We start from the raw sequence: 13,428 nt of genomic DNA on the forward strand, positions 1-13,428 counted from the left end.
AGGGCCCGGCGGAGCGGGGCTGCCGCCGTTCAGTGCGGCAGCGTCGCCGGGCTGCCTCCGTTCGCCTCGTAGCCGGCCACCGCGAGCGCCCGGTAGACGGCGAACTCGGCGGCCGGGTCGGGCGACAGCGTCCACGGCAGGGCGCCGACATGGCCGTCGACGTGCACCAGCTGGTTCATGGCCTCCGCCCAGCGCTCGGCCCGCACCAGGAAGAACACCAGCAGGTGCCGCACGTGCGCCAGCATCGGATCGTCGTGACGGGCCGCGTGCACCGCGTGCAGCGCGCCGTGGATCGCCTTGGTGACGACCTCGCTCTGGTAGAAGCTGCGGACCAGGTTCACCTCCGGCAGGTGCTCGAACACCGCGAACAGCGGCATCGCCGCCAGCAGCGAGCCCTGCGGGGCCCGCGCGGCCGCCGCCTCCGCGAACTGGTAGGCCAGCTCACGCGAGCCGTGCCACTTCTCGCACCAGTAGTGCAGGGCGGCCAGGTGCGCGCCCATGTGGTTCGGCGCGCGGTCCAGGATCTTCAGCCAGAGCTGCTCGAACTCCTCGCGCGGATACGCCAGGCCGCGCGCCACCGACAGCTCGACGACGTACGGGACCGGGTCGCCCGGCGCGAGCAGCGCCGCCTCCCCGCACGCCGCCTTCGCCTCCTCCATGATGATCCGGAAGTCGTCCGTGCCCGGCGTGGACGTCCGCCACGCCTGCTGCACCAGGAACTCGGCATGCACCGCCGCGCCGCCCGCGTCCTTGGGCCGCTCGGCCCGCCACACCCGCAGCCACTGGCCGCCCGGGACCTCCCCGACCCCGCCCGGCCGCCGCTGCAGCTCCAGCGAGGCCGCGCCCGCGAACGCCTGCACCCGCTGCCAGCGCAGCTCGCCCTGCGCCTCCGTGCCCGCCAGCAGCTGCGCCGCCGCCTTGTACTCCTGCGTGTGCTGCACGACCTCCAGCACGTCCAGCAGGTCCTCATCGGCGCCGGGCATGCGGATGTCCAGCTCCTCCTCGCGCACGAAGCCGTAGTCCGCGGGGTCCGCCGCGTCCGGGTGGCCGGGCGGGACCTGCTCGATCATGCTCCGCCGGCGCCTCAGCACCGGCAGCAGCACGACGGTCAGCATGGCCGCGGCCATCAGGGCCCAGAGAATCTGCATGGCTCCAGCGAACCAGACCGCGCCGACAATTGGCCAACCCGTTCGACGGGCCTGTGGAAAACTCCGGGACGGTCAGCGCGGCCGCCGCCGGGGCGTCATTGGGCCGGCGCGCGCACTACGCTCGGTGCCCATGAGCGACAGGCACATCAGTCAGCACTTCGAGACCCTCGCGATCCACGCGGGCAACACCGCGGATCCCCTCACCGGCGCGGTCGTCCCGCCGATCTACCAGGTCTCGACCTACAAGCAGGACGGCGTGGGCGGGCTGCGCGGCGGCTACGAGTACAGCCGCAGCGCCAACCCGACCCGTACCGCCCTCGAGGAGAACCTCGCCGCCCTGGAGGGCGGCCGCCGCGGCCTCGCGTTCGCGTCCGGACTGGCGGCCGAGGACTGCCTGCTGCGTACGCTGCTCAGCCCCGGCGACCACGTCGTCATCCCCAACGACGCCTACGGCGGCACCTTCCGCCTCTTCGCCAAGGTCGTCTCCCGCTGGGGCGTCGAGTGGTCGGTCGCCGACACCAGCGACCCGGCCGCGGTGCGGGCCGCGATCACCCCGAAGACCAAGGTCGTGTGGGTGGAGACGCCGTCCAACCCGCTGCTCGGCATCACCGACATCGCCGCCGTCGCCCAGGTCGCCCGGGACGCGGGCGCGAAGCTCGTCGTCGACAACACCTTCGCCACCCCCTACCTGCAGCAGCCGCTGTCGCTCGGCGCGGACGTCGTCGTCCACTCGCTCACCAAGTACATGGGCGGGCACTCGGACGTCGTCGGCGGCGCGCTCATCGTGAGCGACCAGGGGCTCGGCGAGGAACTGGCCTACCACCAGAACGCGATGGGCGCGGTCGCCGGGCCGTTCGACTCCTGGCTGGTGCTGCGCGGCACCAAGACCCTGGCCGTGCGCATGGACCGGCACAGCTCCAACGCGTGCAAGGTCGCCGAGATGCTCACCCGGCACGCGCGCGTGACGAAGGTCCTCTACCCGGGTCTGGAGGACCACCCCGGGCACGAGGTCGCCGCCAAGCAGATGAAGGCGTTCGGCGGCATGATCTCCTTCCGCGTCGAGGGCGGCGAGGAGGCGGCCGTCGCGGTCTGCGACCGCGCGAAGGTGTTCACGCTCGGCGAGTCCCTCGGTGGCGTCGAGTCGCTCATCGAGCACCCGGGCCGGATGACGCACGCCTCCGCGGCCGGCTCCGCCCTGGAGGTGCCGGGCGACCTGGTGCGCCTGTCCGTCGGCATCGAGAACGTCGACGACCTGCTGGAGGACCTGCAGCAGGCACTCGGCTAGACCGCCTGGATCGCCGGGAAGCTGTGGGCGGGCGGCCGGTCCGTCGGGGCGGCCGCCCGGTCCGTCGGGAGGCTGGGCGCCCGGCGCGTCCGCCGGGTCATTCACCAGCCGGTCACGGGCGGGGTCGTGTCGGACGGCGGCTCGGCCCACGGCTGCGCCGTCACCGCCCAGACGGCGAAGGCCACGGCGGCCAGGGCCAGCAGCAGCCACATCGTCCGGCGGGCTGCCGTACGCCGGTGCAGCTTGCGGGTGCCCCGGCGCACCGCCTCGCCGTACAGCTCCGGCGGCACCCCCACCGACGTCTGCTCCATGATCCGCCGGGCCTGCGCCTCACGCTCCGGCCGGTTCACGACCACCTCCCGCGGTCGCCCCGGTGGAGGGGCCACCTCCCGCGGTCGCCCCGGCGGACGCCGGGGCCGGACTCTGCGGCGGGTGCAGCAGGGTCGTCAGGGCGCGGTGGCACAGGGCGCGCACCCGGTCCACGGGGAAGCCGAGCAGCGCCGCGATCTGCTCCTCGCCGACGCCTTCGGACAGCCGCAGCACCAGGACCAGCCGCTCCTGCGGGGAGAGACGGCCCAGTGCGGCGCCGGGGCGGTGCGCGGTACGGTCGAGGAGGCCCCCGTACTGGTGCCAGGCGCCGTGGGCGAAACGCATGGCCAGGTGCCGGCGGGCGAGGTCGTAGGGGTCCTCGCCGCGCAGCCGGTCCCAGCACGCGTACGTGTGCGCGAGCGCCAGGGTGAGCAGGCGCCGGGCGCGCGGGTTGTCGTCGGGCGATTCGGCGGTCAGCAGGGTGGCGGCGTGCAGCAGCCGCCCGGCCGCCCCCGCCACGAACGCCTCGAACTCCTGGGCCCGCCGGGCACCCTGCGACGCATGCCGTTCCCGCACCGCGCCTCCCCCTGAGGGCGTCCGAAGAGAAACCGGGCCCCGGGGCCGTACCGGCGCGGGGACCCGGTCTCATATGAGGCCAGGCGCGCCCTTTCGGTCAAGAGCCACGCACGTGTTCGTCACGGCGCACGCGCGCGTCCTTGTGAAGCCCGGCCGTCAGGACGCCGTGAGGCCCGGCCGACGCAGGAGTGGTCCCCGCCGTCAGGACGCCGGCGTGCTCTCGGCCTGGGGCATGCCCTGGGCCGCGGTGCGCGCGGAGAGGGCGCCGTTGAAGCGCGTCAGGAGTGCGCAGAACGCCTCCCGCTCCTCCGGCGCCCAGTCCTCGGTCAGCTCGGCCATCAGCTGACGCCGGGAGGAGCGCACCTCCTCCAGCCGCGTCTGCCCGCGCGGGGAGAGCTGGAGGACGACCGCCCGGCCGTCCTCCGGGTGCGAGGTCCGCTTGACCAGCCCGGTGTCGACGAGCGGAGCGACCTGACGGGTGACCGTGGAGGAGTCGATCCCCATGCTCGCCGCGAGCGCCTTGACGCCCATCGGGCCTTCCTTGTCGAGCCGGTTGAGCAGCAGATACGCGGCGCGGTCCATGGAGTTGCGCACCTGCCCGACCCCGCCGAGCCGGGTCTGTTCCGCGCGGCGGGCGAACACCGCCACCTCGTGCTGGAGGGTGTCGAGAAGACCGGTGTCACCGACGGTCGTCATGTCCATCGACATTTCTGGTGTTGTGGGCATGGCCGGGGGCTCGCTTCATGAAGGCTGCTGGGTTGGGGGACAGGGTACGCGGCCCGGCCCCGGGGCGTACCGACGCTGCGCGATCCGGGTCTCGGTGGTTGGTCACGGCCGCGCCCCGCCCCCGCGAACTGCGAGACTTGAGGGATGAACCACCGCACGGCCACCACCCTTTTGCCGGTCACCCTGGACGACGTACGCGGGGCCCGGAAGATGCTCACCGGGGTCGCGCGGGTGACCGCGGTGGAGGGCAACCGCCACCTGTCGCAGCTGGTCGGAGCGCCGGTCCACTTCAAGTGCGAGAACCTCCAGCGGACCGGTTCGTTCAAGCTGCGCGGAGCCTATGTGCGGATCGCCGGGCTGCTGCCGGAGGAGCGGGCCGCCGGCGTGGTCGCCGCGAGCGCGGGCAACCACGCGCAGGGCGTGGCGCTCGCGTCGTCGCTGCTGGGGGTGCGCTCGACCGTGTTCATGCCGAAGGGCGCCCCGCTGCCCAAGATCAGCGCCACTGAGCACTACGGCGCCGAGGTGCGCCTGCACGGCCAGGTGGTCGACGAGACGCTGGCCGCCGCGCAGGAGTACGCGGCGAAGACCGGCGCGGTGTTCATCCACCCCTTCGACCACCCCGACATCATCGCCGGTCAGGGCACGGTCGGCCTGGAGATCCTGGAGCAGTGCCCGGAGGTCCGCACGATCGTCGTCGGGGTCGGCGGCGGCGGGCTGGCGGCCGGGATCGCCGTCGCGGTGAAGGCGCTGCGGCCGGACGTGCGGGTCGTCGGCGTGCAGGCGGAGGGCGCCGCCGCGTATGTGCCGTCGCTGGCGGCCGGCCGGCCGGTGGCGGTCGAGCACCCGGCGACGATGGCCGACGGCATCCGGGTCGGGCGCCCCGGCGACCTGCCGTTCGGGATCGTCGAGGAGCTGGTCGACGAGGTCCGCACGGTCAGCGAGGACGAGCTGTCCACGGCCCTGCTGCTGTGCCTGGAGCGGGCCAAGCTGGTGGTGGAGCCGGCCGGCGCCAGCCCGGTCGCGGCGCTGCTGAGCGAGCCGGGCGCCTTCGAGGGCCCGGTGGTGGCGGTGCTGTCCGGCGGCAACGTCGACCCGCTGCTGATGCAGCGCATTCTGCGCCACGGCCTGTCCGCGCAGGGCCGCTACCTGGCCGTTCGCGTCCGTCTGACGGACCGGCCGGGCGCCCTCGCGGCACTGCTCGGGGTGTTGTCGGCGGTCGACGCCAACGTCCTCGACGTGAGCCATGTACGCACCGATCCCCGGCTCGGGCTGACGGAGGCGGAGGTCGAGCTGCACCTGGAGACGAAGGGCCCCGCCCACTGCGCCGAGGTCGGCCGGGCCCTGAGCGGGGCGGGCTACACGGTCATCGGCTGACGCCCCGGACGCCCCGGACGCCCCGGACACCCCTGACACCCCGGACCGGACACCCCGGAGGCCCAGGCCCCCTCCCCGAACGCGCTGCGTCACTCGTTCGGGGAAATCCATTGAGAGACGCGATACATCGCGTTATGGTGACGTTGTTCGCAGGCTGCCGCCGGCCTTACCTCCAGCGGCCTGCCGGGCGGAACAAACCACCCGAATCTAGGCTTTCCAAAGAATCCCCGATGACGTGGAGACCCATATGCCAGGCGCCATCTACGCCGAAGGGCTGGTCAAGACCTTCGGCGACGTAAAGGCTCTGGACGGCGTCGACCTCGACGTCCCCGAGGGCACCGTCCTCGGCCTGCTCGGGCCGAACGGCGCGGGCAAGACCACCGCCGTCCGCTGCCTGACCACCCTGCTCCGCCCCGACCGCGGCCGGGCCGTCGTCGCCGGCTTCGACGTGCTCAAGCACCCCGACGAAGTGCGGCGCTCCATAGGCCTGTCCGGCCAGTTCGCCGCGGTCGACGAGTATCTGACCGGCCGTGAGAACCTGCAGATGGTCGGCCGGCTCTACCAGCTGAAGGCCAGGGCGGCGAAGGCCCGGGCCGCCGAGCTGCTGGAGCGGTTCGACCTGGCGGACGCCGCCGACCGCCCCACCAAGACGTACTCCGGCGGTATGCGCCGCCGCCTCGACCTGGCCGCCGCGCTCGTCGTCTCCCCGCCGGTGATGTTCATGGACGAGCCGACCACCGGACTCGACCCGCGCAACCGCCAGCTGCTGTGGGAGGTCATCAAACAGCTCGTCTCCGGCGGTACGACGCTGCTGCTGACCACGCAGTACCTGGAGGAGGCCGACCACCTCGCGCACGACATCGCCGTCGTCGACCACGGCCGGGTCATCGCCCGCGGCACCTCCGACCAGCTCAAGGCGCGCACCGGCGGAGAGCGCGTGGAGGTCGTGGTGCACGAGCGGGAGCACATCTCCGTGGCCACCGAGGTGCTGCGCGGCTTCGGCAAGGGCGACACCACGGTCGAGGAGCACACCCGCAAGCTGACCGTCCCCGTCACCGGCGGCGCCAAGCTGCTCGCCGAGGTGATCCGCGAGCTCGACGCCCACGGCATCGAGATCGACGACATCGGGCTGCGCCGGCCCACGCTCGACGACGTCTTCCTGTCCCTGACGGGCCACGTCGCCGAGAAGAAGGACCAGGAGACGGACAAGGAGGCCGTGAAGTGAGTGCCGTCACCGACACCGCCCGGGCGACCCCGCCGGGCAATCCGGTCAGCCAGTCCGTCCACGACTCGCTGGTCATCGCCAAGAGGAACCTGATCCGGATGTCCCGGATCCCCGAAATGGTGATCTACGGCCTGATCCAGCCCATCATGTTCGTGGTGCTGTTCACCTACGTCTTCGGTGGTTCCATGCAGATCGGCGGCAGCACCAGCGCCACCGACTACAAGAACTTCCTGATGGCCGGCATCTTCGCGCAGACCGTCACCTTCGCCACCGCCAGCTCCGGCGCCGGTATCGCCGACGACATGCACAAGGGCCTCATCGACCGCTTCCGTTCCCTGCCCATGGCGCGCGGTGCGGTGCTCACCGGCCGCACGCTCGCCGACCTCGTGCAGACGGCCCTCACCCTGGTCGTGCTCGCCGTGGTGGCGCTGCTGGTCGGCTGGCGTGTCGGGTCGGACGGTGGCACCAACGCCGCCAAGGTGCTCGCCGCGTTCCTGCTGCTGCTCCTGCTCGGGTACGCCTTCACCTGGATCGGCGCGCTGATCGGCCTGTCCGTGCGCACCCCCGAGGCGGCCACCTCCGGCGGACTGATCTGGCTCTTCCCGGTGACGTTCATCTCGAACGCGTTCGTCGACACCAGCCATATGACGCCGTGGCTGCGGCACATAGCCGAGTGGAACCCCTTCAGCGCCACGGTGCAGGCCTGCCGTGTGCTGTTCGCCAATCCCGGCCAGTCGCACTCCGACGCCTGGCCCATGCAGCATCCGGTGTGGGCGTCGCTGATCTACTCGGTACTGATCATCGTCGTCTTCCGCACCCTCGCGGTGCGCAAGTACCGCTCGGCCGCCTCCTGACCCTCCGTACGGCGAAGCCCCCGGCGTCTTCAGGACGCCGGGGGCTCGCTGTGCGGCTGGTCGGGGCGGTCAGCCCTCGTAGGGCTCGGCCTTCAGGATGCGGACCGAGGCCTTCTTGCCGTTGGGCAGCTCGTACTGCGCGTCGTCGCCGACCTTGTGGCCGATCACGCCCGAGCCGAGCGGCGACTGCGGCGAGTAGGTCTCGATGTCGGAGCTGGCGTACTCGCGGGAGGCGAGCAGGAAGGTCAGGGTGTCGTCCTCGTCGCCGTCGAAGGCGATCGTCACGACCATGCCCGGCGCGACCACGCCGTCGGAGGCCGGCGCCTCGCCGACCTTGGCGTTCTCGAGGAGCTGGGTCAGCTGCCGCACGCGGAGCTCCTGCTTGCCCTGCTCTTCCTTGGCCGCGTGGTACCCGCCGTTCTCCCGCAGGTCGCCCTCCTCGCGCGCGGCAGCGATCTTCGCAGAGATCTCCGCACGTGCGGGACCAGTAAGGTACTCAAGCTCAGCCGTGAGCTTGTTGTACGCCTCCTGGGTCAGCCAGGTGACGTTCTCGCTGGTCTGGGTCACAGGTGCTCCTCGTAGGTACTGGGATACAAAGCATCGCCCTACCCAGAAGAATGTTCCCTCATGGATGGGCGAAACCACGAGCCTAACAATTCAGCGGGCGCAGGGGGAGGACATAAGCCCTCTAATTTACGTCAACGCAGGTCAGGCCGTACGCATTCCGGGTGACGGCGTGACCTGTCAGCGCATCAGAGGTGTCATCGGCCGCTTATGCACCAACCGTGTCAGCTGTGTCGGCAGTGTCAGCTTTTGTGGCAGCCGAGCAGTTCGGCCGTCGATCCGCGCGCGGTCGTACGCAGCGTGACGACCCGGTCGATGCGGGTGTCCGGACCGGTGAAGCGGAAGTCGGCGCGGCCGACCTCGGTGCCGTCCGCCGCCTGCGAGCGCAGGGTGCAGTAGCCGTCGGTGCCGGCGTCCTTGTGGACCTCCAGATGCACCTTGACCGCGTCGGCGGAGGCGTCGAAGGTGATCACCTGGGCGCTGATGCCGCTGCCGGCCACGTAGTGGTAGCCGAACCAGCCGATCACCGCGAGCAGCACGGCGCCCAGGACCGCTCCGACGATCTTCAGGGTGCGGTCGGTGCGCACGTCCGAGGAGCGGCCGTAGCGCTCCTGCGGCAGCTGTGTGCTCGCCGTACTCATGATCGTCCTCTCGGCAGGCCCTCGGCGGGACGGGCGGGCGGGACGGACGAAGGCCCGGAAACGAACGCCCTGGGGGGAGCCGGAATTATTCGCCGCCCGATTCGGTCACTATAGAAGCCGCCCGCCCGGCACCCGACCACCGCCCCGCAACGGCGTCCCAGCGGGGCGACTCCAGCTTCATCGCGCCCGCGGACCCGCCGGGGCGCCAACCGACCCGAGGATTGAGTCTTGACTGACCAGCTGCGACTGATGGCCGTGCACGCCCATCCCGACGACGAGTCGAGCAAGGGCGCGGCCACCATGGCCAAGTACGTGTCGGAGGGGGTGGACGTGCTGGTGGTGACCTGCACGGGCGGGGAGCGCGGCTCCATCCTCAACCCCAAGCTCCAGGGCGATGCGTACATTGAAGAGAACATCCACGAGGTCCGCCGCAAGGAGATGGACGAGGCCCGCGAGATCCTCGGGGTCGAGCAGGAGTGGCTGGGCTTCGTCGACTCCGGTCTGCCGGAGGGCGACCCGCTGCCTCCGCTGCCGGAGGGCTGCTTCGCGCTGGAGGACGTCGACCACGCGGCCGGGGAACTGGTGAAGCAGATCCGCTCCTTCCGTCCGCAGGTGATCACCACCTACGACGAGAACGGCGGCTACCCGCACCCCGACCACATCATGACCCACAAGATCTCGATGGTGGCGTTCGAGGGTGCGGCGGACACGGAGAAGTACCCGGAGGACGTGTACGGCCCGGCCTACCAGCCGCTGAAGCTGTACTACAACCAGGGCTTCAACCGTCAGCGGACCGAGGCGCTGCACAAGGCGCTGCTCGACCGGGGGCTGGAGTCCCCCTACGGCGAGTGGCTGAAGCGGTGGGACGACTCCGACCGGCCCGAGCGCACGCTGACCACGCACGTTCCGTGCGCCGAGTTCTTCGAGATCCGCGACAAGGCGCTGATCGCGCACCGTACGCAGATCGATCCGGACGGCGGGTGGTTCCGGGTGCCGCTGGACCTGCAGAAGGAGGTCTGGCCGACGGAGGAGTACGAGCTGGCGAAGTCGCTCGTCGATACCTCCCTCCCCGAGGACGACCTCTTTGCGGGCATCCGCGACAATGCCTGACATGAGCGCAAGCATGAGCCTGGCCGTGACGCACCTTCTGCCCGTCGCCGCCGACAGCTTCGACAAGGACAAGGTGACTCCCGGCATCCTCGGCTTCATCGTCTTCGCGGCGATGGCGCTGGCGGTGTGGGGCCTGATGAAGTCCATGAGCAAGCACATGCGCAAGGTCGACTTCCAGGAGTCCCCGGACGCCGCGCCCTCGGGGACGAAGGGCGAGCCTGCCGGGAAGACCGAGCCGCAGCAGGGCTGAGCCGGCCCTGCCGGGGCCGGTACGGCCGAGTCGCCGGGGTCGGCCGAGTCGCCGGGGTCGGTACGGCCGAGTCGCCGGGCCGGCCGGTCCCGAGTACGGCGCGGGCGCGGCGGCCCCGATGCGGCCGAACCCGTCGGGGCCGCACCCGGCATCTCCGCTCAGCTCCTGGTCGCCACCCGCACCCCCATCACCTCCCGGGCGTGGCGGTCCGGAGTCATGCCCAGGCGCCAGGCCTGCCAGCCCGCCTCCAGGGTGATGCCGCGTTCCAGCAGCAGCTGGTAGGCCTCCAGGCAGTCGTCCAGTTTCCCGTCCCGGGCGGGATGGGAGGCGCGGGCGAGCTGGGACGCTTCCTCCTGCGCGACCGCCGTGCCGACCTCCACGCCGCCGGGCGCCGCGTACGGCAGCAGGGTGCAGCGCAGGAAGCGGGCCCAGTCCTCGCCGCGCCGGTCGCCGTAGGAGGCGAACAGGGCGGCGGCCTCGTCGCACAGCGCCAGCGCCTGCGGGGTGCGTGCGTTGCCCGCGTCCACCACCGCCAGCTCCAGGCACGTCCAGGCCTCGCCGTGCGCGACGCCGATGCGCTGGAAGTCGGCGCGGGCGTCCACCAGCAGCTGCCGGGCGAACCCGGAGTTGCGCAGGCTGCCGGTCTGCGCCGCCCGCTGGTCGCGCGTGACCCGCGCCGAGTGGTGCCGGGCGCACGCCAGGCCGTACACGTCCCGCATCCGGGAGAACATCGTCCGGGCCCGCTCCAGCTCGCGCACCGCGGGGTCCAGGTCACCGGTCTCCTCCAGTGCCTGGCCCAGGTAGTACAGCGTCCACGCCTCGCCGCGCGCGTCCTCGTTCTCCCGGTGGCGTGAGGCCGCACGGCGCAGCGCGTCCACCGCCTCGGCGGCGTCCCCGTCGACGAGCCGGGCCCGGGCCAGCTGGGTCATCGCCCACGCCTCGCCGCGCGCGTCGCGGGTGCGGCCGTACAGCTCCAGTGCCCGGCGCAGGTCGCCCTCCGCGCGCGGTACCTCGCCCATGCGCAGCCGCAGCTGGCCGAGCTGGAAATGCGCCCACGCCTCCCCGTGCACGGAGCTGCCCTCGCGGTGCAGCACCAGGGAGTCCTCCAGCAGGGGCAGCGCCTCGGCGAGCCGGCCGCGGTCGCGCTCGACGGCGGCGAGGGCGTGCATCGTCCAGGCCCGGTCCGTGGCCAGCTCCGGCGCCGCCTGCAGGTCGAGCGCCTCGCGCAGCTTGGCGGCGGCCTCGGTGAGGTTGCCCTGGTGGTGCAGGGTGATGCCGAGCGAGCACAGGGCGCGCGCGGCTCCCGCGTCGTGGTGCGCCTCCAGATACAGGTCGACCACGGACGTCAGCGTGGTGCGCGCCTTGTCCAGCTCGCCGAGCTGGCGGGCCGCGATGCCGGTGCGCCACTGCACGGAGCGGATCAGCAGACCCTGGTCGACGCTCTGCGCCAGTTCGCTGATCTCGCCCAGCCGGTACAGGTCGCCGCGCAGCAGGCAGTAGTCGCACAGCGCGCCCAGCAGGTTCAGCACCGCCCGCTGGTCGACGCCCTCGGCGTGCCGGAGCGTGGCGGTGATGAAGCTGGACTCGTCGTCCAGCCAGCGCAGCGCCTCGTCCAGCGAGGTGAAGCCGTGCGGGCTGAAGCGGTCCGAGCGGGTGGAGACGTTGCCGTCGACCAGCCGCAGCACCGAGTCGGCGAGGTCGGCGTAGCTGAGGATCAGCCGCTCCTGTGCGGCCGTGCGCTCGGCGGGGTCCTCCTCGTCCAGGAGGCGGGCCTGCGCGAAGGAGCGCACCAGGTCGTGCAGCCGGTAGCGGTTGCCGCGCACATGGTCGATCAGGCCGGCGCGGGCGAGTGTGGTCAGATGGCGGGTGGCCTCCGCGCGGTCGGTGGACAGCAGGGCGGCGGCCGCGGCCGCGCCGAGGGAGGCCCGGCCGGCCAGCGCCAGGCGCCGCAGCAGCCGCCGCGGCTGCTCGTCCTGGTCGGTGTAGCGCAGCCACAGGGCCCGCTCGACGGGTTCGACCGGGCCGTACGCGCCGAGGTCGCCGGCGAGCTGCCGCGGTGAGCGCGGGCCGAGGGCCGAGCCGGCCACGCGCAGCGCCAGCGGCAGCGCGCCGCACAGCTGCCGGATCCGGTCGGTGGACTCGGCGTCGTAGGGCCCGGAGCTGTCCTCGGCGGTGGCGCCGAGCAGCTCCTCCGCGGCTGCCGCGTCCAGCGCCTCGACGGGCAGGTGGTGCACCCGGGCGTCGAGGCCGGCGGGCAGCTGAAGGGGTTCGCGTGCGGTGACCAGGACGAGGCTGTCGGAGTGCTCCGGGATGAGGGCGCGCACCTGTTCGGGGTCGCCGGCGTCGTCCAGGATCACGGTGACCGGCACTCCGGTCAGATGCCGGTGGTAGAGCTCGCCGAGCCGCTTGATCTGCTGGTCGGGGGAGGAGCGCTCGCGGAAGAGCAGTTGCTCGCGGGGCGCGCCGAGCCGGTTGAGCAGGTGCAGCAGCGCGTCCCGGGTGGGCAGCGGCGCCTCTGCCGCGCCGTCCCCGCGCAGGTCGACGACGCAGGCCCCGCGGAACTGGTCGCGCAGGTCGTGGGCGGCGCGCACGGCGAGGGTGGTGCGGCCGCTGCCCGGCACGCCGTGCAGGACGACGACGGTCGGCTTGGTCCGGGTGTCGGCGCGGGCCGCCTGCACCCACTGCCGGATCCGCGCCAGCTCCGCCCGGCGCCCGGCGAACGGGCCGTCCGCGTCCGGGAGGTGGCCGAAGGACTGCTCCAGCGCCGTACGCCCGCGGGCCGCCGCGCTCTTGTCGGCGCCGCGCAGCTGCGGTCCCGCCGGTTTGCCGACCGGGCCGGTGGAGGCGGCCAGCACCCGCTGCTGATCAAGGAACGGACGGATGCCGCGCACTTCCAGCGCCGTCAGCCACTGCAGCCGCAGCTGCTCGGGGCCGCCGGGCTGGCTCACGGCGCCGGCGCGGTGGTGGGCGGCGGGCAGGTGCGTACCGGCCGCCTTGACCACGGTCGCCGCGGCTCCGGCCACCCCCGCCGTGACGCCGGCGCCGACGGCGGTGCCGGCGCCGGTGCCCAGAGCCAGGTCGGCCACGGCCGCGGCGACGGCGGCGACGGCCGCGACCAGCAGGGGAGTTGTGCCGCCCTGCTGGGCGTAGCGCTGCTTGAAGCGCAGCCGCCCGGCCTCGGACTCGTCGAGCGCCCGGGTGTAGGCCGCGTACTCCTCGCCGGCCGTCTGCGCCATGGCGTCCAGCGCGGCGCGCGCCCGTCCCAGCAGTACCTGTGCGTCACTCCGTCCGCCGGACCGACGCACCTCCTCCTCCACGGCCCGGGCCAGCAGCCGTTCGGCCTCCGCCCGATGAGCGTCCCGCATG

Annotated in this window: 13 protein-coding genes; 6 read left to right on the forward strand and 7 right to left on the reverse strand. The window is 72.7% G+C overall.

Annotated features, from left to right (window positions below):
• Positions 1-29: 29 nt before the first annotated feature.
• A complete protein-coding gene (locus AC0B9F_RS13915) occupies positions 30-1,148 on the reverse strand; it encodes a hypothetical protein (RefSeq protein WP_472002194.1) in 1,119 nt (372 codons plus the stop codon).
• Between the two features lie 130 nt (positions 1,149-1,278).
• On the opposite strand from AC0B9F_RS13915, the gene AC0B9F_RS13920 reads away from it, so the two are divergent.
• Complete coding sequence (locus AC0B9F_RS13920; protein WP_472002196.1) at positions 1,279-2,433, forward strand: cystathionine gamma-synthase; 1,155 nt, start codon at positions 1,279-1,281, stop codon at positions 2,431-2,433.
• Positions 2,434-2,534: 101 nt separating this feature from the next.
• On the opposite strand, the gene AC0B9F_RS13925 is transcribed toward AC0B9F_RS13920, so the two are convergent.
• From AC0B9F_RS13925 to AC0B9F_RS13935, 3 genes are all read right to left on the reverse strand, one after another.
• Positions 2,535-2,783: a hypothetical protein gene (locus tag AC0B9F_RS13925; protein ID WP_472002197.1), complete on the reverse strand. Its 249-nt coding sequence runs from the start codon at positions 2,781-2,783 to the stop codon at positions 2,535-2,537.
• Positions 2,764-3,318, reverse strand: a complete 555-nt coding sequence (locus AC0B9F_RS13930; RefSeq protein WP_472002199.1) for a sigma factor-like helix-turn-helix DNA-binding protein — start codon at positions 3,316-3,318, stop codon at positions 2,764-2,766. The genes AC0B9F_RS13925 and AC0B9F_RS13930 overlap by 20 nt, the downstream gene beginning before the upstream one ends.
• Positions 3,319-3,519: 201 nt before the next feature.
• The gene (locus AC0B9F_RS13935; RefSeq protein WP_472002201.1) at positions 3,520-4,026 is read right to left on the reverse strand and encodes a MarR family winged helix-turn-helix transcriptional regulator; all 507 of its coding nucleotides are present in this window, start codon (positions 4,024-4,026) and stop codon (positions 3,520-3,522) included.
• A 162-nt stretch (positions 4,027-4,188) separates the two neighbouring features.
• Here AC0B9F_RS13935 and ilvA point away from each other — a divergent pair, with 162 nt between their 5' ends.
• The 3 genes from ilvA (at position 4,189) to AC0B9F_RS13950 (ending at position 7,497) form a co-directional block, all read left to right on the forward strand.
• Positions 4,189-5,418: a threonine ammonia-lyase gene (ilvA, locus tag AC0B9F_RS13940; protein WP_472002202.1), complete on the forward strand. Its 1,230-nt coding sequence runs from the start codon at positions 4,189-4,191 to the stop codon at positions 5,416-5,418.
• 247 nt (positions 5,419-5,665) lie between these two features.
• The gene (locus AC0B9F_RS13945) at positions 5,666-6,643 is read left to right on the forward strand and encodes an ATP-binding cassette domain-containing protein (protein WP_472002204.1); all 978 of its coding nucleotides are present in this window, start codon (positions 5,666-5,668) and stop codon (positions 6,641-6,643) included.
• Positions 6,640-7,497: an ABC transporter permease gene (locus AC0B9F_RS13950; protein ID WP_472002206.1), complete on the forward strand. Its 858-nt coding sequence runs from the start codon at positions 6,640-6,642 to the stop codon at positions 7,495-7,497. Before AC0B9F_RS13945 ends, AC0B9F_RS13950 begins: the two co-directional genes overlap by 4 nt.
• Before the next feature lie 69 nt (positions 7,498-7,566).
• Here AC0B9F_RS13950 and greA read toward each other — a convergent pair whose 3' ends face one another.
• The gene (greA, locus tag AC0B9F_RS13955; RefSeq protein ID WP_472002208.1) at positions 7,567-8,064 is read right to left on the reverse strand and encodes a transcription elongation factor GreA; all 498 of its coding nucleotides are present in this window, start codon (positions 8,062-8,064) and stop codon (positions 7,567-7,569) included.
• A gap of 239 nt (positions 8,065-8,303) precedes the next feature.
• Complete coding sequence (locus AC0B9F_RS13960) at positions 8,304-8,702, reverse strand: DUF4307 domain-containing protein (RefSeq protein ID WP_472002210.1); 399 nt, start codon at positions 8,700-8,702, stop codon at positions 8,304-8,306.
• 249 nt (positions 8,703-8,951) lie between these two features.
• Here AC0B9F_RS13960 and mca point away from each other — a divergent pair, with 249 nt between their 5' ends.
• Both mca and AC0B9F_RS13970 read left to right on the forward strand, forming a co-directional pair.
• Entirely contained in the window at positions 8,952-9,812 is an 861-nt protein-coding gene (mca, locus tag AC0B9F_RS13965; protein ID WP_472002951.1) for a mycothiol conjugate amidase Mca, read from the forward strand.
• Positions 9,805-10,062 carry a hypothetical protein gene (locus AC0B9F_RS13970; RefSeq protein WP_472002212.1) on the forward strand — a complete coding sequence of 86 codons (258 nt, stop codon included), beginning with the start codon at positions 9,805-9,807 and terminating at the stop codon, positions 10,060-10,062. The genes mca and AC0B9F_RS13970 overlap by 8 nt, the downstream gene beginning before the upstream one ends.
• Positions 10,063-10,220: 158 nt before the next feature.
• Here the strand turns inward: AC0B9F_RS13970 and AC0B9F_RS13975 are convergent, their stop codons facing one another.
• Complete coding sequence (locus tag AC0B9F_RS13975) at positions 10,221-13,427, reverse strand: tetratricopeptide repeat protein (RefSeq protein ID WP_472002214.1); 3,207 nt, start codon at positions 13,425-13,427, stop codon at positions 10,221-10,223.
• Position 13,428: the final 1 nt, after the last annotated feature.

This window comes from Streptomyces sp. NPDC097129, assembly GCF_055668065.1.